Consider the following 21,883-nt stretch of genomic DNA (forward strand, 5'->3'; position numbering starts at 1 on the left):
TCAGGAAGAGTGGGCGTCAAATCTTTTTTTCATTTCTTGAAAATCATTGGCAGATAAACTTGGCTCAATTAAAATAAATTTATCTTGCGAGGTGTTTTTACAAATTGTACAGGCAAAGGTACTAATTATAAAATCGGCGTCTTCTCGATTCGTTATAAAACGAATCTCATAATCGGTTGAAAAATAAGATATAATTCTTGATTGCAAAAGTTTTTCAAAAGAAAACATCAAATTCGTGTCGAGATACAGTGTAATGGTTGGTAAAAAATAATCGAGTGATTTAATCAGGTGACAAGTCAGTAAATTTTGCAGCTTGACATATTCAGTGTTATATAACGGATATGTTGTGATATAAGCTTGCCAGAATGACTCGAAAACCTTATAATATCTTGGGTGAAGCGTTTCAATTGTTTTTACGGTATTTAAGGTGTGCGAACCAAAAAAGGTAAAATCTACATGAAGCACTTCATAAGTAAGGTATCCTCGAAACAAATGATTATGAATTAACTCGTAGTCACTATCATTTAACTTGCTAAAGTGTTTTTCAAATAGAGTAACCCAAGTCTGGGCGATTTCTGAATGAACAACATAACCTTTTAGGGAATCTGCTATGTCTAAGTCAAAAGAAGCAAAATTTGCACCGTAAATGGTAGCGATAAAATAAATCCAGTCGTACTCATCCCAATGAGCTAAAAAATAGGGCTTTTTAGGTAGTTGGATTAAGCTGAAGATCTCAATTATTTCATCGCTTAAGTGGATCACTCTTTTTCCGCGAATCGCTTGCTCAATAATCAAAGTGACTAATGAGATACTTTCAATATGACTGTGAATTAAAGGTAAATCTAAATAATCCAAAATTTTGACCGACTGATTAAAATAAAAATCAGGGTTGTCAATCCATTCGATCGCTGAAAACTGACGGTAAGTCGTCGATAAGGTATAAATTGCTAGTGCACGACGCATCACTTCACTACCAAAAATTTTGACTTCGCGTGAAACAGTTACGTGAATGCCATATTTGTTCGTCAAGGTATTAAAATCTCTGACTTTTCTTCTCAATTGCGACTGACTAATGTTGAGTTCTTCACAAATATCGGATGCCTCAAAAGAGTCGACATAGATAAAACGTTTTACCAGTTGGTAAGGCAGTTCGTTTTTAATGAGAGCACTCGTGACTTTTTGCAAGTTGTCTTGCGCTCTGACTAATTGAATCCCATTTCTTTTATCAATGAGTAATTGCACCGTTTGATCCGGACAGCAATCTTGAATCAGTTCGTCTAATTCACGACACTTTTTTTGTAGCGTGGATAAACTGATTTGAGGGAACTCCTTCAATAATTCTTGGAAATAAATGGGTTCAGGTTGATTATCCAAGTAGTCGAGGATATCTTGTTTTAGCCAAGTATCTTTTGTTAATCGAAACAAAAATAAAACCTTCCTTTCTTTATGTGATTAATTAGCAAATAAATAGGCCCCCCTATAGTAAAACATCGGCTGTTCTTTTTCTTTTTTAATAGTAAAACGACCCCTTATTTCGTTTGATGGTCAAACAGAATAAGAGGTCGCTAATGATAAATTCGTGAAATATTTAACTAGGTGCTTGGTTATTAAACTTTGCTTGTTTGGAGGCAGAAAGTTCAATAATCGATTGTTCATCAATAACGGTTTTTTTATTCTGTGTTTGTGCAATGTAATCAGAGTCTTCAACATCTATATCTGGCTGGTCGTCTAGGTTTAGCTCTTTTTCCATCTTATCGAGTTTGGCAAAGGGACGTTGTTTTCTTTTCTCTTCTGCAAGTTTATTCAAGCGTTCAATTGAATCAGACATTGTAACTACCTCCTTTCTTTGATATCCTTATTTTATCAGAATTCGGGTCGCAAAACAAAGATTTTACGTTCAATATTTACATCTTTGTGCTTAATAAATTGAACGCTTTTAGTATAAAAACAATTAAAAGGGAAGACGTCATGCAAAAACAATTTTTTTCAACCAAAGAAATCGCCATGTTAGCCTTGATGGTTGCTACTTGCACAGTCGGGCGCCTCATGTTTCAATTTATTCCCAATGTTCAACCGATGACCGCCATCTTTCTATTGATTACCTTAGAGTTAGGTGTCTTGCGTGGCCTAATCGTAAATCTCTTATCAATTATCATCACCAATCTATTTCTAGGAATGGGCGTATGGACGATTTCGCAAATTCTCTCTTTTTCAGTGATTATCTTAGTTGCTGGTCTATTCGCTAAAGTGGCTATTTTTAAACGACGATTGTGGCTACAAATTTTATATAGTGTCTTTGCCGGATATTTTTTTGGTTTTGTGATTTCAATCATTGATACAAAAGTTTATGGTTTAACCAATTTGTGGGCCTATTATTTGGCCGGACTCCCTTTTGATACTGCTCATGCCATGGGAAACGGGGCATTTTATTTAATATTAGCCCCAGTTTTTAAAAGACTTTTTAAAAACTATAAAAGCGAAGCAAAAAGGAATGACTCTTTTTAAAGTCATTCCTTTTTGCTTCTTTTTTTCTTTCTGGTAGTTGTAAGTGTCAAAAGTGCATCGTCAATCTCAGCAAGGACTTCTTCGTCGCTTTCGGTTTCTTTTAATAAAGTGAGCCGTTCAATGGCTTCTTCTGGCTGGCGTTTACTTAACTCTGCGATGGCCCAAACCGCTGTCCCACGAATAACAGGACGGCCATCGTCTAGGCAGGCGATAATATCGGGCAGTGCTTCTCGGCCGCCTAAGTTTGCCAATGCAATTAAGGCGTTACGCTGGAGTGATTTTTTTCCGCGCCAAGAACCAGCTAAGTGTCCAAATTGTTCTTTAAATTGACGATTTGATACGGTTAGAATTGGGACGAGTTTTGGGAAAACTTCTTCTACTTTAGGTTCCATTTCTTCATGGAAGTGGAAATCTTTTCCTTGGTTGTAAGGGCAAACGAGTTGGCAAATGTCACAACCGTAAATAACATTGCGCGTTTTCTTACGATATTCTTTTGGCATCATTCCTTTTGTTTGTGTCTGATAAGAAAGACACTTTTTAGCATCCATCCGGCCATCGCCTAATAAAGCCGAAGTAGGGCAAGCAGTAATGCAACGTGTACAATCACCACAACCATTTGGCACCGGCGTATCGGGTTCAAATTGAATATTCGTAGTAATTTCTCCTAGATAAACAAATGAGCCAAATTCTTCTGTAATTAACAGCCCGTTACGACCAATAAACCCAAGACCTGCTCTTTGGGCAACGGCCACATCGACGTATTCGCCAGTATCGACTTGTGGTCTAAAAGCCCAACTCTCCAACTCTTGCTGAGAGGAAGCTTCACTTTTAATGTATTCAATTAATTTTTTTAAGCGGTCTTGCAAAATAAAATGGTAATCCAAGCCCCAAGATGCCCGAGCAAATTGACCGCGTTTTTCATCACGTGGGATTTCACCATGAAATTTTGTTGGATAAGCTAAAGCAATTGAGATAATACTTTTAGGGTTTTCAAAAGTCAGTTCAGGATATAGTCGTTCGTCAATGTTTTGATGTTCAAAACCAGAAGTATGCCCTTTTTCTCTTTGCTCCAACAGAGAGTCTTTCATATAATCAAAAGGTTCGGCAGTGGTAAAACCAATTTTGTCGATCCCTAATTTTTTGCTTTCGGCAATAATTTTTTCTTTTAAAGTTAGCAAAGGATTTCGCACCTTTCAATTTGTTATTTTTACTATATCATATGAAAGCGGTTTGTTACTAGACAAAAAGAACGGTATACTATTCATTGGAACTAATATTAAAGGAGCGAAGTATTTTGGAAAACTTAGATTTATTAACAGCATTAGGTTTTGAGCGAATTGCCGGCTCAAAAGAAGAAGTCAAAGCACGACACATTATTCAGGAAGAAGTGGAGAAGTTAGGTCTATCTGCGACGGTTGAGCCATTTGAAATCGCGTTTCCTGCAGACGTTCAAGCCACGTTAACCGTTGGAGAAACGAACCAATCTTTTCAAGTAACCGGCGTGGGAATGGCGGGTGTCACAGATGGTCTAGAGGCGCCCTTTATTTACGCAGACGATCTTGATGCCATTCACGTTACGCAATTAAAAGATAAAATTGTCTTATTTAACGGTGGCTTACGCTACGTAAATTATAAAAAAATTATTGAAGCAGGTGCAGTCGGTTTTATTACTTTTAACGGAAGTGTTTACGATGAAACCGTTGAAATCGAAGAACGGTATTTACGACCAAAATTACAAGAGCTAGGTAAAATACCAGGAGTTACAATGAGCATCAATGACGCAGAAGCGCTTGTCCGTTTGAATCCTAAAACGGTTAACCTCACAGTCACTGGAAAAGAAATCACACGGACATCGCATAACTTAGTCGTGACGATTCCAGGTGAAATTCGGGAAGAAGTGATTTGTTTTAGTGCGCATTATGATTCTGTGCGCCATTCAAAAGGAATTTATGACAATGCAACAGGCGTCGTAGCAGTGCTTGATTTCTTAAAGCACTTTAGTCAAAACAAACCAAAACGCACCTTAAAATTTATTTGGTGTGGCACGGAAGAACGCGGATTGTTAGGTTCAGCGGCTTATGTGAAAGCCCACGAAGAAGAATTAAAATATTATAAACTAAATATTAATATTGACATGTTAGGTGTCGTTTTAGGCAATGATATCGCGTGTGTCACTGGTGATGAAAGCATTAAGCATGCTATCGATTTTGTAGCCAAAGAAGTCGGTTTTGGTTTGAAAACATCGGATGGCGTTTATCCAAGTGATTCAACGTCGTTTGCCGATGGAGGCGTGCCGGCCATCACATTTGCCAGAAGCGCAGCGCCGGGTGGGGCCGCCATTCATTCGAAAAAAGACGTGATTGATTTTATTAGTGTCGAAGCATTTAATCGAAGTGTTGATTTTATTATCACGTTTGCGACGCGATTAATTGAAGCAAATACGTTCCCAATCCCTCAAACAATGCCTAAAAAAATTCTTGAAGAGCTTGATAAGTATTTATTACGCACCATTGAAGAATAGTTTTATAAAATTTAACTAGCCCTTTAGAGTGAAAAATGATAGAATGATGAAATTAATAAGAAAAATTCTAAGGAGTTGGAAAAATGACGGTTTTGTATCAGAGTACTCGAGATAAAGAAAATGTTGTGACCGCATCGCAAGCAATTTTACAAGGACTTGCGGTTGATGGGGGACTATATGTTCCAACCCAATTGCCCGAGTTTCAATTAGACTTTCAACAATTAGCCAACCAAAGTTACCAAGAAGTAGCAACGTTGATCTTACAAGGGTTTTTAGCTGATTTTACTGCAGAAGAAATTCAAACTTGTGTGGCAGGTGCCTACGATGAGAAGTTCACGACAAGTACGATTGCACCAGTCGTAAAAAAAGGCAAAGATTACTATTTGGAACTTTTTCACGGTCCAACGTTTGCTTTTAAAGATTTAGCCTTGTCGATTTTGCCTTATCTGCTGACAACAGCAGCCCAAAAAAATCAATCTGATAAAGAAATTGTCATTTTAACAGCAACCTCAGGAGACACTGGTAAAGCGGCAATGGCAGGTTTTATGGATGTACCTGGCACTCAAATTATTGTTTTTTACCCAGAAAATGGGGTCAGTAAAATCCAAGAAAAACAAATGGTCACCCAAAAAGGGGACAATACCCATGTGGTTGCGGTTAAAGGAAATTTCGATGATGCACAAACAGCTGTTAAAGCAATGTTTAATAATGAAGCATTAAAAGAACATTTAGCACAAAATAAAATGCAATTTTCTTCAGCAAACTCCATGAATATTGGCCGTTTAATTCCACAAATTGTTTACTACGTATATACTTATGCGCAACTAGTTAAACAAGGCGAAATCAAAGTCGGTGAAAAGATGAATGTTAGCGTACCAACGGGTAATTTTGGTAATATTTTAGCCGCTTACTATGCCAAAAAAATTGGTGTACCAATCAATCGTTTGATTTGTGCGTCAAATGACAATAAAGTGTTAACCGACTTTTTTGCAACAGGTGAATATAATAAGAATCGACCGTTTTATTTAACAACGTCACCATCAATGGACATTGTTGTCTCAAGTAACTTAGAACGATTAATCTATCATTTGACAGCAAATGATCCAAAACAAACAAAAGACTTAATGACCTCTTTAACAACGAACGGAAACTATCAAATTAGTGATTCGATGATGGCTGAATTAAGTGAATTTGCCAGTGATTTTGCAACAGAGGCAGAGGTTGAACAAGGAATTTTAGCAACTTTTACCAATGAAGATTACGTGATTGATCCACACACTGCAGTGGCTGAGCGCGTCTTACGAAAGTATCAAGCCCAAACCGATGACTTCACCAAAGCAGTGATTGTCTCTACGGCAAGCCCGTATAAATTCCCAAGAACGGTCATCGAAGGATTAACAGAACAACCACAAGCCGGCGATGATTTTGCACTAGTTGAAGAAATAGCAGAAAAGACAGGGGCGACCGTACCAGAAGCCGTCGCAGAATTACCGACTTTACCTGTCCGCCATACTCAAGTCGTGCGCGTTGAAGAGATGCAAAGTGCCGTTGAAAATATTTTAGGTTTGCAATAAAGATTTTTAAAAGTTTTTATATCGTACTTACTAAAACCTGATGCTTTAGAAACAACTGAAGCATCAGGTTTTTTAGAATGGAATTTTTCAACAATCAAATGTCCTAAAAGAAAACCAAAAGAGGTGAGCAAGTGAAAAAAATAGGAGGAACGCTATTTTTAATTGGCTGCTTAGTGATGGTCGTCATCTTTAAAAATACTCAAAAAATTGATTATAAAAATATGACGGAACTACAACAAGAAACGTTTACCAATCAATTTGCAGAAACTTTAGAAGAAGCCAATCAATTGGTCGATTCAGCTGAAAGACAAGTAGCAATCACTTCCCAGTCAACGAAAGAAAACATCAAACTGGCAGAAAAACTACTAGCGACCTTTAATGATAATCATTTAAATTTTTCAGGAGAAATAAACGACATAACGACTGACGGAAACAACCCTGGGCACCAAGAAATCGTAATTCGTGCGATGGAGCGGTACACAAGAGATGCATACGAACAAGCAAAAGAAGCGCTCGCTGCCAATACAGCCACCACTTCAGAGCTGGATGTCATTTATGAGGCCCGGTTATTAGTTGAAGAAGCCGCCAAATCTTTAGAAAATGAAAACGATGTTATAAAAGTTGTCTATTCGAATTTGGATAACGAAGACGTTACCATTGCACTGGCTAATAAAAAAGGCAGTGTGCTTCCTTTAGTGAAATAAGCAATCTGGTGCTAACAAAAAAAAGGTTACTCGAAGAATTATTTTTCTTCGAGTAACCTTTTTTTGTTAAAAATGATTACTATTTTGATTTTGAATAATCGTTTGAAGTTTTGTATCAATCCGTTCTAAATCATTGCTTGAACAAAAAGGTTCAATGATAATATGCATGGCTCTTGTTAATTCCTCTTCAAACAAAGGCAAGGTAGAAATAATTAAATCAGCTTCTGCTGGTTGGTTGGTAAAAGCTAAGCTATATTTCATTTTAAATTGCATAATCAAACGTTCTTGTAAAAAGTTTTTAAAAAGCACTGAAAACTCGGTATAAATACAAAGGGTTAATTCATGCAAGCGAACATCAAGTGGTGATAGGTAAACCGATAGCATTAAACTCGTTAATTGAAAAGACTGGCAGTCAAGGGAGGGTACTAGATAACGGAACTCCTCCCAGAAACTCTGGAAGCGCTCAAAGTAATACGGACTCAATTGATTAAAACTGTCTAAATCAACCATTTCAAAAAGACGAAAAAGTTCATCTTCAATTAAGATAAATGACTGAAAAACCAAACTTTTGGCAATCGTTTGCTGAACGAACTCTTTTTCTTTCACTGTCAATGCTTGAAAGTGAGGTTCGTAAGTATCAATCCAAGCTTGCGTTTCCTTTTGTTCGCTTAGTAAAAAATGATCGCGGTACTTTACCGAGAAGCTTTCTTCAAATAAATTAGAAGAACTTAAAAACAATAAGAAAAATTGCCAATCGTCAAGGGACCAGTTATTTAAGAAAATTGGCTTACTAGGAATCTCAAAGTGGTTAAATAGTTTTTTTTGATCATCGGATAGTCGTAAGGGAATACCCGTGCGCACCCCGTGTTCGTGTGCGTAATAAACGAGCATAAACACATCAAAATCTTTTAAGTTTAAAGATAAATTCAAATATTTACGAATTTTATTGCCTCTGGACTCAAAAAAACCAGGTTCAACAATAAAGTCAGCGGTAGAAATTTGGCGATAGATTAAAAATAAAAAACTGAAGTAAAAAGAACGAATGGCCACTTCTGTTCCGACGATCCGAATTTTTTGTGCGTAAGTAATATGCAACTCATATTTATTGAGACTACGGTTGATGGTTTTGATTTTTCGCCGTAAAGTTGACTCACTAACATGGCTTTCTTCTAAGAAATCATAAGAAATTAATTCACGATGTAAGAGTAAATCCCGTAAAAGGATAAAAGAGAGTTCCTGCTGAATATAATAATTTAGCAGTTTTTTTAAAGATTTTTGTTCGCGTACGAGCTTTATACCGTAGCGTTGATGAATAATTAAACGACATTCATTTTCTGAATATAAAAGTTCAATGTCACTTTTAAGTGCGCGACAAGCTTGCTGAATCGTATCTTGACTCACTTCAAAAAAACGATTGGTTAGTTCAGCCGTGGTTAAATAAGTCGTTGAATTATCTAAAATTCGTAACAACTGGTTTTTTATGAGGAATTCTTTGTCTAGACCAAATAGTGATTGCGCTTTCAATAGTTCATTATTCATGGTAAACCCTCCCTCTTAATGAACATTATACTACAAACACGTCATTTGAGCATGTTCAAATATCTAACAATTCTAGCTGATAAGAAGAACATGAAAATTAGATGAGAAATGTGCTAAAGTTGTATTAGGACATACAGGTAAATGTTGATTTATTGCGGAAGGAAGGGTTTTCAATTTGTTGTGAAATGACTTTTTTCGTTCGTCACCCAATTTTTAACGGAAAATCGGTTTCTTTCACTATTTGATTATTCGAACAAAAAAAGTTCCTACTATTATATAAGAAAGAATCGCGTTATTTTCCAAAAAAAATATGCAAAGATAGGAGGGTAGACAATGAGAAAAAAAGGAATGGTATGGTTTACGTTATTGTTACTATTAGTCAGTTTCATTCCTAGCTTAATTCAAGCATACGTCGTTTACGCACAGTCGCCAGACGAAGTGAGTGAAACAATTGTAAAAAACGATCAACTCGACGTTTCAACACTTGTGAAACAAGTCGATGATCAAATGCTATGGGAAATTAAGTATCAACTCAATTCACCAGCACCAAACATCAAACAACGACTCAAGTTCAAAATTTATCAAGGAGAATTAGTTGAGACTAATTTAGCCGCGCCAGAAAATATTGAAGGGTGGGGATATGGCAACGATAACTGGTTTATGCCAGAAAATTTTAGCCAAACAACACAAGGTTCAATTCTTGTAAAAACAGATTTGTCTGTTGAACAATTAGTTTTGAAATTACAAATTGATGAAGAAGTGACGACAGAGACAATCCTTGCGACGATGGCCGAAGATTCAGAAGAACCTGCACCGCAAGAAACCGTTGAAGAAGTCGTTGTCACAGAAAACGTTCTCGAAGCACCAATTTCTAACCCTCATCAATTGTCCGCTCCTACGGTCAAAGTGCAAGTTACCCAGACACCCGAAAGTGCGCCTATGATAGAAGAAAGTGCAGTAGCCACAGAAGAACCAGAAATATCCACGGACGCACCGGTTGTAGAAACGCCGTCAAGTGAAAGTGAAGAAGGATCACAAGATGAAAGCGCTGCAGATATCATTGTAAAAAACACAACAGAATCTTCCCAAGAAGAAACAGAGACTGTAGATGACAATGGTTGGTTGCCACCCTCTAAAAACAAGACAATCACCAATTTTACTAATTTAAATCCTTTAGTGTCTCCGTTTTCGTTGAATCCGTATTCTGATTCTTTTGATTACGAGAATGATTCTTTAGGTAAGTATCCAAAACATTATACAAATCGCCATCTTGTTAACACTAGCAGTAATGAAGATATTCGAAACTTCAATTATTTAAAAGTTGTCACTAATAGGACACCAACGAATAATAATGCTGGCCAGTCATCCCCTGCAAACCAAGTAGTAAATATTAACGATTCAAATACACTATCAAACATTGTTGATACTAATGGAAATGTTAAGTCTGGATTGACTGGTGTAGATTTTACTAATTTTAGCGATGGATACGTAGCATACTGGCAACCAGATAGCATTAAGACTTTAGAGACTGCTCAAGAACAATTTAGTAAATTGATATTAAACAAGAAGACTGTAAAGCCTATAGCGTCAGATCCTACTAAATTTGAAATAGAATTAGATGTTATTGGAGGAGTTACCGTTAACCCTAATCGATTAGTTGATGTTGTATTTGTTTTAGATAAGTCATCAAGTATGAATTACGGAATAAACACACCAGGAACAAATGGAACCCCATCAAGGTGGGATGTATTAAAAACAGCAATGACAAAATTTACAGATACGTTATTGACAACAGAAAATGCTCTAGGTGATGGTGGTAAAGGGTATTTGAGAATGGGACTAGCCTCATTTGGTTCTAATGGGACGGATACGCCATTTGGTGAAATTGGAACTTTTACTTCGGGTATCGGGTTTACTAGTAACAAAACAATTTTTAATAATCATCCAATAATTAAGGATACGGCATACACTAGCTCGGGGACACCAACGTTCTTAGGATTAGATGCAGGAATTGAGATGTTTGAAACCCCTGCGTATGGAGCTCGGAGTAACGCAGAAAAAATTATTATTATTTTAACAGATGGAGAACCTACTTTTGGTATGGGGCAGAACTATACAAATATAACTAATGATAGTACTGTTACAAATAGTGGTTCTGGAAATACGTCTAAAAAAAGATTTTCTTTTACTAATACTCGAACAAGAACTTATTTTACGGGTAATGGTACAAGCAGTCCTCCAAGTGGTACAACTATGACTTCTATCCGTACTAGTACTATTAACCATGCTGTCTCTCGTCCAACAGACACAATCAAACGCTATTCCATTGGTTTTGGAGTCAGTGGGGTGCAAGATATCTTAAATGCTTTAGGACCTGAAGGACAAGGTGAAGCCAATGATCAAAATAGCTTGGATAATATACTCACTTATTTTTCTAACATTATAGGTCCTAAAACACCTTATATTAATAATGCAACCATTAATGATCCGATGAGTTCGTATGTTACTTTAGATACATCTTCCGTCACAGTGACTCCGCTGACGCTAACTTTAGGATCAGGTGGAACTAACGTACTTACTCAACCAGGAGGCACACCTACTTATATAACTGATATTAATAAAACGATTGATTCAACCGGAATTACATTATCAAAAGTTACTTTATCGGGTACAGCCAATGCTAATCGAGTAAATGACGTGAAGTATGGTTTACGATTGAAATACACGGTTACTTTGAAAGAAGCCTATCGAGATGGCTTGTTTTACCAGACAAATGGACCAACTTATTTAGAACAAAATAACTATACAAATTCACTAGGGTTCACTGTTCCTTCAGTTCGATACAAACGTAGTTTTAGTATTCCATTTGAGAAAAAATGGATAGATGATAATAATGATTGGAATACTAGAAAAGCAGTTACATTGAAGTTACAACAAAAAATAGGTACGGGTAATTGGATTGATGTAACTGGACAAATTAAAACATTATCGGCATCTGGACCGTATACTGGGTCATTTGATAATGTTCCATACTATTCAAGTGGTCAGTTGGTTAAATATCGAGTAGTAGAAGATGGTAGAATTACTGGCTATGGTGATCCTAGTGTGACTCCAAATTCTTCAGAAGGTATTACTGGAAATACAGAGAATAAAAAATTTACTATAACCAATTCATTGCTTTATCGTGATGTCGTTTTCAAGAAAACAAAATCTAATGGTGTAACGCCACTAGAAAATGTTCAATTTACGATTCGAAAAAAAGGTGAAAACACCCCTGTTTTACAAACTGTAACTTCAAATGGAATAGGTGAAGTTAAATTTACTCATTTACCAATCGGTGAATATGTAATTGAAGAGGTTGAAGCACCGGATAATTACAAACCAATCGTGCCGATAGAAATTAAAATTGAAGATCAAAATAAAACATTAATTCTAACGGGGCTACCAACAAATAATATCGTAAAAAACTATTTGAAAGACTATGATTTAGTAGTGACGAAGGAGGATAACTATGGTTCGGCGCTTGAAGGGGCAATATTTGAATTAAAACGTACTGATGTAACACCAAATGTCCTTCAAACAGTGACTGTAACTGATAATAAGTTTACATTTACAGATTTACCTGCGCCTGGAACTTATTTACTAACAGAAACAAGTCCACCTAATGGTTTCATTGGTATAGACCCAGTAACAATTACTATTTCTGAAAATGGAGTTGTAACAGTAACAGGAAATGATTCTCAAGTTGATAAAACTGATGATAATAAAAATATTATCAAGTTGACAATTAAAAACAAACGCAAAGGGCAACTTCCTTCCACAGGTGGACAAGGCACGAACCAATTCATGTGGACAACAGTGATACTCATTGCATTAGCTGGGGTTGTTGGCTCTTACTACGTCTATCGAAATAAGAAGGGGGCGAAAGTAAAATGAAACTAAGAAAAATGATGACTAGTCTCACTTTATTACTACTTTTGGCGCCTCTTGCATTTGCGATACCTAAAAAAATAGCAGCAGCAGAACTCCCACAAGAAATCACATTTGTTTTACACAAACGCGTTTTTTATACGTTGGGAGCAGATGAATCGGTAAGGATGCGGCCAAATAGTGGTTTGGAACTCCTGCCAGATAATGTGACAGAGGATAATCAAGATTTAATTGATCCGACGAAAACTTATGGTTTAAATGGGGTAACCTTTGATATTTATGATGCAACGGACTATGTCATGGATCGCTTGCTAGATTCAGATAACCCTCAAACACTTGAAGAAATTAGTCAAGAAGTTTTAAGTGCGGATATGGATGATTTACGTGAAGAATTAACAGAAGATAACTTAATTACTTCGATTACGACGGCAAGAGATATTGATACTGGGGAATTAGGAATGGCGAGTGTAACTCTTGATTTCAGTGAAACAGGGACTGAAAATTCCGCGCTCTTATTCTTAGAAAGACCCGTTGAAACCAATTCGAGCTTAGTAATCTATCAAATCGCGGCACCAATGTTAGTCAGTTTACCAATAAGCAACCCAATGTTCGAAGATGAATTTATGGATATTGTTCATCTTTATCCAAAAAATGTGTTAAGAGGGCGGTTGCCTGATACTGGTGGACCAGATCCAGAACCTGAACCAACACCGACTCCAACACCGACTCCAACACCAACACCGACTCCAACACCAACACCTACGCCGAAACCAACAACACCAGGTGGACGTTTACCACAAACAGGTGAAGCGAAGACATTTATGGGTGTTTCCGGTTTGTTAATTGTTGGAACGGTAGGCGTCATTTGGTACAAGCGAAGAACCAAAAAAGAAGGGCAGTAAAAAACAAAAAATAAATTGAGAAATGGGAGGAAATGAAGATGAGTACAGGAAGGAAACTTTGGAAAATTATTGTTGCCGCTTTACTGTTAGTCCCATTGTTTGTTGGAGCGTTAGGTGCAAATGCAGCTGAAGCAGGAACTGCAGATGTTACTTTGCACAAACGCGTGTTTCAAGATACGATGCCAACTTATAAAAATAATACTGGTGAGATAATGCCTGATTTTGGAGGAACACCATTAGCTGGTGCTGGCTTTACGGTTTATGATGTTTCAGATTATTATGATACTGAAATCAGAAAATCGGGAGCAACCCCAGCAAGTGTACAAGATTTAATTGAAATAGCGCATGGCGATGGAACAACAACACCATTTGAAGTTGCAGCAGCAGAGCAATTGACTGCAGACGGTACTGGTGAAACTACTTTTGCTAATTTACCATTAACAAAATCAGTTAGTGGAAAAACAATTGATGCTGCATACTTAATTATTGAAACATCAACTCCAGCAAACCCAGAGATTACTCAAAAAGCAGTGCCAATGGTTATTGCAATGCCAATTTTAGTTCCTGGAACTAAAAATGTGAATACGCACGTTCATCTTTATCCAAAAAACGTGACTCTAACTGATAAACAAAAAGAATTTGTGAATGAAGAGTTATACAAAGTTACTATTGGAGAAGGCGAGGATGCAGTGATATTTAATAGTGTCCAAATTGGCGATCCACTAAACTATAAGATTAATGTAAATATGCCTGATATTTCAAAATTAGATTCATTTACAGTGATTGATGAACCAGGGGTTGGAATGGATTTAGCGGATCCAAACAGTTTATCCCTTCCTGGATTGACTTTAGGTACTGATTATACCGTTGATTATGATGGGACTGCTTCAGGTAGAGGGTTTGTGATTGACTTTAAGGATACGGCAGCAGTCAGAGCTTTGGCTGGTAAAGTCTTAACAATCACTTACACAATGACATTAACCGCAGATGCACCAATTGATACAGCGATTAATAACCAAGCTTCTATTCAAGTTGATGGACAAACAACAACTCAATTTACCCCGCCTAACCCTGTTTTCACTCATGGCAAACAATTCAAAAAAGTAAACGGTCAAACAGGTGAAGAATTAGCTGGAGCGAAATTTAAAGTGAAAAAAGCTGATGGAAAATTTGCGAAATTTGATGCAAATGGCAAGTTTGACGGATGGGATGTAGATGGAACAGAAATTAGCTCAGATGCAGATGGTATGGTTCGCATTTCTGGAATGCGCGTGGGCGATTACACATTAGTGGAAACAGAAGCGCCAGATGGATACGTTTTAGTAGACGCTGAAATTCTATTTAGTATCGTCAAAGATGGTTATGCGAATCCACAAGATATCGAGACAGTCAATAACTTCCGTAAAGGCCTTCTTCCATCAACGGGTGGATCTGGTATCTACGCATTCTTAATTATCGGTGCAATGATGATGGGTGGCGCGTATATCTGGTTCAAACGTTCAAAAGAACAAGCTGAAGTTTAGATTGACCAAACATAGAGGATACAGTGAAACGCAAAACGAGCGTTTCACTCCTCTTTAAAAATTAACGGTGGGATGGAGGCGCTCTATCTCACCGTTAGTTTTTAAAAAAGTCAGGAGGAATGTTTGATGAAATCAGAAAATCCAGACAAACAATACTTGAAGAACGAACGAATCAATTTGATTTTAAAATTATTAATGGCTATTTTGTTTATCGCGGGGGCGGTTGTTTTTTCTTATCCTTTTGTGTCGGATGCGGTCAATAATTACTATGACCAAAAATCAATTGCGCGCTTGCAAGCTGAAAATGTCCAGCGCAACTTAGAAGATTTAAAACGACAAAAAGAAGAGCTGCAAAAGAAAAATGAACAATTACTAGCAGAAGGTAAGCTAAACAATATTCCTGGGATGGGGTTAGTCGAAGATCCGTTTGCCAGTGCGGTAGGTGACGCGAAAAATCCAGGGATTGAATATTATGAAGAAAATACCGTCGGAGCGATTTATATCCCAACAATTAACGTGAGTTTGCCGGTCTTCCAAGAAACCAATAATGTGTTACTTGAAAAAGGCGCGACGATCTTACAAGGAACCTCGTTTCCAATCGGGGGCGAAAATACTCATTCTGTCATTACCGGGCATAGTGGACTGCCAGAGAAAAAACTGTTTACAGACTTAGAAAAATTAAAAAAAGGTGATTTGTTTTTTATTGATATTGCGGGTGAAAAGTTGGCTTATCAAGTCGAAGAATTTGCGACCGTCTTGCCGCATGAACTGGACTTATTGACGATTCGTGAAGGGGAAGATTTAGTGACCCTTTTAACTTGCGTGCCTTATATGATTAACACGCACCGTTTACTAGTGACCGGTCAACGAGTGCCTTTTCCAAAAGAAGAAATGGAAAAAGAAATTAAAGAGACCCAAACGTATCATAAACGCCGCTTTGAGTTGTATATGACACTGATTCCTCTTTTTTTTGGTACGATTTTTTACTGGATGTGGCGGAAATTTGTTTATTACCAAAGTATCAAGCACCGTTACGACTTTGCGTTTACTTGGTTGAAAGATGGGGTGCCGCAAGTCAATCAACCGTTTGTTTTGATGGATAAAAAAGGCAAGACGCCTCTTAAAGTAAAAGGAATGGCTCAAATCGCAACAAGTGACGCACAAGGAAACGTTCGCTTTACCAATATTCCGGGTGGGATTTACCAAGCAGTCGCTCAAGGGGAAGAAAATTTGGTTGTAAAAGGGAAGGTATATTTCTTAAAAGATGCGCTCTTTAAAATTATTCGTCCCCGTCGCTTTTTAAAAGTTCAAAAAGATAAGGGCAAAACATTCATCATTAACGAGGTGAAGAAAAAATGACGGTCAAAAAGAAGAAAAAGAACCAAAAAATGTATTCTAAAATAGCGATGGTCATAATCTTTTTAGTGGGTAGTTTAATTATGTTGTATCCTTTTTATATTGATGCTTTAAATAATTATCTTGACCAAGTGCGCGTGACGCGTTACCAAAAGCAACAAAAAGAAGCTTACGAAGCGCAACAATTACAGAGAAGCGCAGAAAATAAAAAATTAGCCAAAACAGGTTTTAACCCTGGGGCCGATCCTTTTGAAGCAGAAGCAATCGCCGAACACATTAGCCCCGAAGTCTATGAAGAACATCTAATCGGGACGGTCAATATTCCTAAATTGGCAGTGGAAATGCCCCTATTTGATGTGACGACGGCGAGCTTTTTGAACATTGGCGCAACCGTTTTACAAGGGACTTCTTTTCCCGTCGGTGGTTTAGGCACACATGCCGTCATTACGGGGCATCGAGGGCTTCCCGAACGCGAATTGTTTACCAATTTACCCAAGCTGGGTCTGGGTGACCTGTTCTTACTAACCGTTTTAGGCGAAACACTGGCTTATGAAGTCGATACCATCGAAACGGTTGAACCCCATGAAACTTCATCGTTAAAAATTGACTTAGAAAAAGATTTAGTGACACTTGTTACTTGTACCCCGTATATGATTAACTCGCACCGCCTCCTTGTCACCGGGCACCGCGTTCCTTATACGCCAGCAGTGGAAAAATTGGTAGAAAAAGGCAATCAAACACGGTACTTGAAGCAAATTAGTATTTTAGTAGGTACGTTTTTAATTATTACAGGGAGTATAACGATGCTTGTTCGGATTCTTTTACTTGAACGACTAAAGCGGACTTCTTTTGACTTGAAAATTAAATTACAAAACGAAAAAGGCGCCGCGTTGCAAGAACAAGTCCAACTATTTGATCGAAAAGGCAAAAAACCACTCATGCGTGATGGTCAACCGCTAATCGTCACGCCAAATGAGCAAGGAGTAGTGGAATTTAGCCAATTACCAGGTGGACTATATCAACTTTATTTTATTTCGCGTAAACAAAAAATAAAAGCGGGAATCAAAAAGAAAAACCAAGCACCAAAAATCTATGCTACAAAGTTTATGAAAGAAACCAAAGGAAAAGACCTCGTTGTTGTCTTAGCAAGTGATAACTAAATAAAGATAAAATCCTGCGTTTTATAGTCATAACGATGAAAACGCAGGATTTTATCATTTTTAAGAAACTTGACGGCTATCAATTATTTTTATAGCAAAAGCGGTATACTTAATTTAACAAAGTGAAAGAAGGAGAATTCTGATGCAAAAGATTGTTTTACAATTAGAAGAACTGGTTTGTCCAACTTGTTTACAAAAAATAGAAACTGCAGTCGGGAAAATCGATGGTGTAGCGAACTTGAAAGTATTGTTTAATGCTAGTAAAGTCAAAGCAGAGATTGATCCGACGAAAACTTCCGTTGATGCCGTTGTACAAGTAATTGAAGCGGTGGGGTTTGATGTTTTAAGCCAAAAAGTAAAATAAGTAGGTGAGACGTTTGACAACGAAGCATTTATGCGTGACGTTAGTTCCTTTGTTTAATCATCTAGATATGAATGATCAATACTTGATTAATGAGCTTGCTATACATAAGCAATTTGCCAAAGGGGAACAAATTATTACACCAGATGGTCACGAGCATTTAGCGATCGTGGCGCGTGGCTCGATGAAAGTATATCAACTTTCACCAAATGGGAAAGAACAGCTTTTACGTGTTGTTGAACCTGGTGGGTACGAAGGAGAGAATACGATTTTTGGTGCGCATAATGAAAATTTATTCGCAGAAGCATTGCAGCCAACGGAAATTTGTTTGATTCGTAAGGAAGATTTTCAAAATCTATTACGTGAATTGCCTGAGTTAAGTATGAAACTTTTAAATTTAACGGCGCAAAAAGTTACTCGTTTAGAACAGCAGTCACAATTTTTGATGATGGAACGGATTGAAGAACGTTTGGCGACGTATTTAATTGATTTGTATAAGGTACAAGGAGATATGCTGGTTACTTTGCCGATGAAGAAAAAAGAATTAGCGGCTTTTTTAGGCACCACGCCAGAAACATTGTCACGCAAATTTAAATTATTAAGTGAACAAGGCATGATTTTACTTGATAAAAATCGGATTCAATTGCTAGATGTCGAAAATTTAGAGGAAATCTAAGTTTCGGCGTCTTTTTTTCTATTTTTTTTCTTCAAACTTCGATACAATACGGATAGGAGAAAAGAAGGAGGGAATACCATGCAAGAAATTCAACCAATGACTTTTAAAGAATTAAAAGAAGTGGTCCAACAACTGGAAGCTTTACAAGTGTCGGATGAAACGAAAATATTTTTAGATACTGGTTGGGATAGTGTTCAAGAGATTTTATCTGGTAGCATCCAAATAAAACCAGCACAAAGCTTTGAAATAACGGATGAGTTAAATGGTGAAGTCTTTAAAGGTTATAGTTTAGCTGAAAAAGCAGAGAAAATGAATGCCACCGGTGCGTTAGAAGATGTAATTATTATTGAACACTTATACTAATAATGAGGAGTGGGCCAAATGCCTGAGATGATTCAATTTCCTGATAAAAAAGGCCAGTTACGTGGAAATGCGACTCGTAAAATGTTGGCGCATGATTATTTAGCGGCTAAAAAGGATTGGTTAGCACTTTATGATCTTGACCCTGTCTTTGAAGTCGTGACCTCACTCGTTGAGACGTTGCGTTTGTTAGGTGACTTTGAAGGAGCGATCTTTTATGCCTCAGAATACGAACAAGATTATTTAAAAACAGAAGCAACCTTGACTGACTATGTGCGTTTGTATTTGCTTGATGGCCAATATCTTTTTGCGCATCGTCTTTTGACCAAATACCCAAATGAGCGCTTAGAAGCGGAATTACTTCAATTAGAGATGGCGCAAGACCTTTTAGGGGAGACAGATTATGCTAGTCGAGCGACACAATTAAGCACTTGGGATAGCCAAATTCAGCCGATTGGTGGTCAAAAATGGCAAAATTGGTTGAAAAAAATGACTTTAACTGGCTTTATCCAACTCGCCAAAAATCACTGGCTCCATTTAAAAAATCCTTTTATTTTACCCAAATTAATTGAGGAATGCATTGCTTGTGGTGTAAAAGAAAAAGTAGTCGTAAAGAGTGTTTTTAAAGGGGAACAGCTCGTTGATTTAGCGAATTGTAGACTTTTTCATGATGCCCCTGCTTTAATTTTGATGAAACAGTTGGTTGAAGAATTTTGGTTAAATCAAGATCCCCAAATCATGGAAGCAATTACGATTGAAGCGCAAGCCCACTTTGCGTTATTGTATCCATTTTTGCCGACACTTAGCGAAGTACCGGATTGGGAGAAGAGTTATCGTTACGAGTATCAAGCTATTTTTGGGGATGAAAAGGCGGCAGAAGCTTTAGCTGCATACCCAGAAATTCAGCAACTGAAAACAAAAATTCGCGCTTACTATCATGAATTTGCGTGAAATTTTGTAAATTTAGCAAAAAATAATGAATAAAAAAGAAAATCATCAGAACTTTTGTTTTAAAATGTTTACATTTCTAGGTGCTTAGTGTACTATCTCAAGTTTGACAGTAAAAATGACGAAAACCTCTCTATACCAAGGGTTTTCGTCATTTTTTACCTTTTAAAAGTGAGTACTATTTTCTTTTTTTGAGTCTTTTAAAATTTTTTTCATTTTTTTTAGGGGGACAATTTCTGTATCTGTACGAAACCCAAATAAATCATGTAAGCGATCGGTTAAGTCCGTTCGTACATACATTGGCACATAGCCTTCATTGGTATATTCTAAGACATTCATTTTTCGAAGTGTGTCAATAATTTTAGGACAAGTAAAGGATTCTTCTAGTTTTTTTTCAAGAAGCCGATAAATGAGTAGCGATAAAAAGCAAACGAGAAAATGAGCTCTAATCCGTTCGTCTTTTTGAAGGTAAACAGGGCGAGAACGCATTTCACTCTTTAAGATACGAAAAGTTTCTTCGATTTCCCAGCGCCGTTGATTTATTTTAACAATTTCTTCGGCACTACTTTCTAAGTTTGTACATACCCCATAAAACCCATCATACATTGCTTCTTTTTCGATTTTATCCCAATTAAGTACATGCTGACTTTTTCGGGCAATCTCACCATTAGTCGTCACATGAGTGGATTGAATAAAGCGTTCAGGAGAATGAATCGATTTTTTTCCGAGCGTACTAGGGGAATCGACTTTTTTTTGAGCCCGCTCGACTTGTTTTTCGCGAATCCCGGCTTGATATCTCTTGTGTTTGGGTGAAAAAGTGATGACTAGTTTTTGTTCCAGTCCATTTTCGTTCATCCAACGTTCTTTATAATACACACGGGAATCTGTTTCCAAAGATAAATCATTGAGATTAATGGCTTGGTCAGAACCGGACGAACGCCAACCAGAAGGATCTAAAGCCCATTCTTTGAGATGCTTTTTTAGTTTTTTTATGGATTGAGTCGTGATAAAGGCCCGGTTGCCCATCGAATTATACAAGCGATTTTCATAAGAGGAAAGCCCTGCATCGGTACAAACGACAAATTTTGACAACTCAAAATCTTTTAAAATTCTTTTTTCTAATGGTTTTAAGGTTGGTTGTTCGTTTTGGTTGCCAGGGTTAATGACAAAGGCAAGAGGCAAACCACTCCCGTCCATAAACAACCCCATTTGAACAATTGGATTCGGACGATTTTCTTTTGAAAGCCCATATTGTTTTAATCCCTGCGCTTCTTCAATTTCAAAATAGAAATTTGTGCAATCGTAATATAAAAGCTCTGTTTTTCTATCGGTGAGAGCGGCACTATTTTTATAGACCGTTTTTTCAATGAAATCCGATTCTTTTGCCAAAATATCTAAAGCTCGATACATGTGTTGTTGTTCAATTTCATGCGATTCAATTAATTCATTCGCTCGTTCGAGGCTCCCTTTTTTTGAAGTGGGATGTAAGACTCTCATGTAAATTAATAAAGATAAAATTTTATTTAAATCATAAGAAAGCTAAATTGCAATATCAAATGCATAAAAATTTCAGAAAAAGCCACTAGAATAAGAAATACTTAAAAAAGCACTGCTATCAAGGTTTCTAGCTTCTTTTTAAAGAGATGGTTTTTCCCCCTTACATTTTTTGGGAAATTGTTGGCGAGTTTCAATCAAGCTTTTTTATTGGATGGGTCAAGAGAAGAAGCGCAGCGGCTCTTGATGCTTCCAATTAAAAGGCTTAGCCTGATTTAGCCAACAAAATACCCTACGCTACTTTGATACGATTGAATTCTTTTGACAATG

General features: G+C 37.1%; 17 protein-coding genes and 1 pseudogene. 13 read left to right on the forward strand and 5 right to left on the reverse strand.

Annotated features, from left to right (window positions below; genetic code table 11):
- Together JOD14_RS04270 and JOD14_RS04275 are read right to left on the reverse strand one after the other, a co-directional pair.
- Complete coding sequence (locus JOD14_RS04270; RefSeq protein ID WP_204653533.1) at nt 1-1,425, reverse strand: helix-turn-helix domain-containing protein; 1,425 nt, start codon at nt 1,423-1,425, stop codon at nt 1-3.
- Nucleotides 1,426-1,588: 163 nt separating this feature from the next.
- Nucleotides 1,589-1,828 carry a hypothetical protein gene (locus JOD14_RS04275; protein WP_204653534.1) on the reverse strand — a complete coding sequence of 80 codons (240 nt, stop codon included), beginning with the start codon at nt 1,826-1,828 and terminating at the stop codon, nt 1,589-1,591.
- A gap of 140 nt (nt 1,829-1,968) precedes the next feature.
- Here JOD14_RS04275 and JOD14_RS04280 point away from each other — a divergent pair, with 140 nt between their 5' ends.
- Nucleotides 1,969-2,505: an ECF transporter S component gene (locus tag JOD14_RS04280; RefSeq protein WP_204653535.1), complete on the forward strand. Its 537-nt coding sequence runs from the start codon at nt 1,969-1,971 to the stop codon at nt 2,503-2,505.
- 2 nt (nt 2,506-2,507) lie between these two features.
- On the opposite strand, the gene queG is transcribed toward JOD14_RS04280, so the two are convergent.
- The gene (gene queG / locus JOD14_RS04285) at nt 2,508-3,683 is read right to left on the reverse strand and encodes a tRNA epoxyqueuosine(34) reductase QueG (RefSeq protein ID WP_204653536.1); all 1,176 of its coding nucleotides are present in this window, start codon (nt 3,681-3,683) and stop codon (nt 2,508-2,510) included.
- Nucleotides 3,684-3,799: 116 nt separating this feature from the next.
- Between queG and JOD14_RS04290 the strand changes: the two genes are divergently transcribed.
- The 3 genes from JOD14_RS04290 (at nt 3,800) to JOD14_RS04300 (ending at nt 7,304) form a co-directional block, all read left to right on the forward strand.
- A complete protein-coding gene (locus JOD14_RS04290; protein ID WP_204653537.1) occupies nt 3,800-5,026 on the forward strand; it encodes a M28 family metallopeptidase in 1,227 nt (408 codons plus the stop codon).
- An 83-nt stretch (nt 5,027-5,109) separates the two neighbouring features.
- Complete coding sequence (thrC, locus tag JOD14_RS04295; RefSeq protein ID WP_204653538.1) at nt 5,110-6,600, forward strand: threonine synthase; 1,491 nt, start codon at nt 5,110-5,112, stop codon at nt 6,598-6,600.
- 131 nt (nt 6,601-6,731) lie between these two features.
- Nucleotides 6,732-7,304, forward strand: coding sequence for a hypothetical protein (locus JOD14_RS04300; protein ID WP_204653540.1), 573 nt, complete (start codon nt 6,732-6,734; stop codon nt 7,302-7,304).
- Between the two features lie 66 nt (nt 7,305-7,370).
- Here the strand turns inward: JOD14_RS04300 and JOD14_RS04305 are convergent, their stop codons facing one another.
- The gene (locus JOD14_RS04305; RefSeq protein WP_204653542.1) at nt 7,371-8,843 is read right to left on the reverse strand and encodes a helix-turn-helix domain-containing protein; all 1,473 of its coding nucleotides are present in this window, start codon (nt 8,841-8,843) and stop codon (nt 7,371-7,373) included.
- A gap of 333 nt (nt 8,844-9,176) precedes the next feature.
- Here JOD14_RS04305 and JOD14_RS04310 point away from each other — a divergent pair, with 333 nt between their 5' ends.
- The 9 genes from JOD14_RS04310 (at nt 9,177) to JOD14_RS04350 (ending at nt 20,062) form a co-directional block, all read left to right on the forward strand.
- Nucleotides 9,177-12,779, forward strand: a complete 3,603-nt coding sequence (locus JOD14_RS04310; RefSeq protein ID WP_204653544.1) for a SpaA isopeptide-forming pilin-related protein — start codon at nt 9,177-9,179, stop codon at nt 12,777-12,779.
- Complete coding sequence (locus JOD14_RS04315; protein ID WP_204653546.1) at nt 12,776-13,675, forward strand: pilin N-terminal domain-containing protein; 900 nt, start codon at nt 12,776-12,778, stop codon at nt 13,673-13,675. The genes JOD14_RS04310 and JOD14_RS04315 overlap by 4 nt, the downstream gene beginning before the upstream one ends.
- A gap of 38 nt (nt 13,676-13,713) precedes the next feature.
- Nucleotides 13,714-15,198: a SpaH/EbpB family LPXTG-anchored major pilin gene (locus JOD14_RS04320; RefSeq protein WP_204653547.1), complete on the forward strand. Its 1,485-nt coding sequence runs from the start codon at nt 13,714-13,716 to the stop codon at nt 15,196-15,198.
- 126 nt (nt 15,199-15,324) lie between these two features.
- A complete protein-coding gene (locus JOD14_RS04325; RefSeq protein ID WP_239576077.1) occupies nt 15,325-16,557 on the forward strand; it encodes a class C sortase in 1,233 nt (410 codons plus the stop codon).
- Nucleotides 16,554-17,714: a class C sortase gene (locus tag JOD14_RS04330; protein WP_204653549.1), complete on the forward strand. Its 1,161-nt coding sequence runs from the start codon at nt 16,554-16,556 to the stop codon at nt 17,712-17,714. The genes JOD14_RS04325 and JOD14_RS04330 overlap by 4 nt, the downstream gene beginning before the upstream one ends.
- Nucleotides 17,715-17,856: 142 nt before the next feature.
- Nucleotides 17,857-18,078 (forward strand): heavy-metal-associated domain-containing protein, encoded by a 222-nt coding sequence (locus JOD14_RS04335; protein WP_204653551.1) that lies wholly within the window; start codon nt 17,857-17,859, stop codon nt 18,076-18,078.
- A 13-nt stretch (nt 18,079-18,091) separates the two neighbouring features.
- Nucleotides 18,092-18,751: a Crp/Fnr family transcriptional regulator gene (locus tag JOD14_RS04340; RefSeq protein WP_204653552.1), complete on the forward strand. Its 660-nt coding sequence runs from the start codon at nt 18,092-18,094 to the stop codon at nt 18,749-18,751.
- A gap of 78 nt (nt 18,752-18,829) precedes the next feature.
- Nucleotides 18,830-19,114, forward strand: a complete 285-nt coding sequence (locus JOD14_RS04345; protein ID WP_204653553.1) for a hypothetical protein — start codon at nt 18,830-18,832, stop codon at nt 19,112-19,114.
- Nucleotides 19,115-19,132: 18 nt separating this feature from the next.
- Nucleotides 19,133-20,062 (forward strand): hypothetical protein, encoded by a 930-nt coding sequence (locus JOD14_RS04350; protein WP_204653554.1) that lies wholly within the window; start codon nt 19,133-19,135, stop codon nt 20,060-20,062.
- A 162-nt stretch (nt 20,063-20,224) separates the two neighbouring features.
- Here JOD14_RS04350 and JOD14_RS04355 read toward each other — a convergent pair.
- A pseudogene (locus JOD14_RS04355) lies at nt 20,225-21,592 on the reverse strand (IS1634 family transposase); the annotation flags it as partial.
- Between the last annotated feature and the right edge of the window lie 291 nt (nt 21,593-21,883).

This window comes from Enterococcus lemanii, from assembly GCF_016909125.1.
GTDB lineage: Bacteria > Bacillota > Bacilli > Lactobacillales > Enterococcaceae > Enterococcus_I > Enterococcus_I lemanii.

What these genes read in the sequence shown, in the direction of transcription:
- JOD14_RS04325 (WP_239576077.1), top strand. Translation starts at nt 15,325, where the DNA reads ATGAAATCAGAAAATCCAGACAAACAATACTTGAAGAACGAACGAATC.
- JOD14_RS04275 (WP_204653534.1), bottom strand. Translation starts at nt 1,828, where the DNA reads ATGTCTGATTCAATTGAACGCTTGAATAAACTTGCAGAAGAGAAAAGA.
- thrC (WP_204653538.1), top strand. Translation starts at nt 5,110, where the DNA reads ATGACGGTTTTGTATCAGAGTACTCGAGATAAAGAAAATGTTGTGACC.
- JOD14_RS04350 (WP_204653554.1), top strand. Translation starts at nt 19,133, where the DNA reads ATGCCTGAGATGATTCAATTTCCTGATAAAAAAGGCCAGTTACGTGGA.
- JOD14_RS04315 (WP_204653546.1), top strand. Translation starts at nt 12,776, where the DNA reads ATGAAACTAAGAAAAATGATGACTAGTCTCACTTTATTACTACTTTTG.
- JOD14_RS04310 (WP_204653544.1), top strand. Translation starts at nt 9,177, where the DNA reads ATGAGAAAAAAAGGAATGGTATGGTTTACGTTATTGTTACTATTAGTC.
- JOD14_RS04305 (WP_204653542.1), bottom strand. Translation starts at nt 8,843, where the DNA reads ATGAATAATGAACTATTGAAAGCGCAATCACTATTTGGTCTAGACAAA.
- JOD14_RS04330 (WP_204653549.1), top strand. Translation starts at nt 16,554, where the DNA reads ATGACGGTCAAAAAGAAGAAAAAGAACCAAAAAATGTATTCTAAAATA.
- JOD14_RS04320 (WP_204653547.1), top strand. Translation starts at nt 13,714, where the DNA reads ATGAGTACAGGAAGGAAACTTTGGAAAATTATTGTTGCCGCTTTACTG.
- JOD14_RS04345 (WP_204653553.1), top strand. Translation starts at nt 18,830, where the DNA reads ATGCAAGAAATTCAACCAATGACTTTTAAAGAATTAAAAGAAGTGGTC.
- JOD14_RS04335 (WP_204653551.1), top strand. Translation starts at nt 17,857, where the DNA reads ATGCAAAAGATTGTTTTACAATTAGAAGAACTGGTTTGTCCAACTTGT.
- JOD14_RS04280 (WP_204653535.1), top strand. Translation starts at nt 1,969, where the DNA reads ATGCAAAAACAATTTTTTTCAACCAAAGAAATCGCCATGTTAGCCTTG.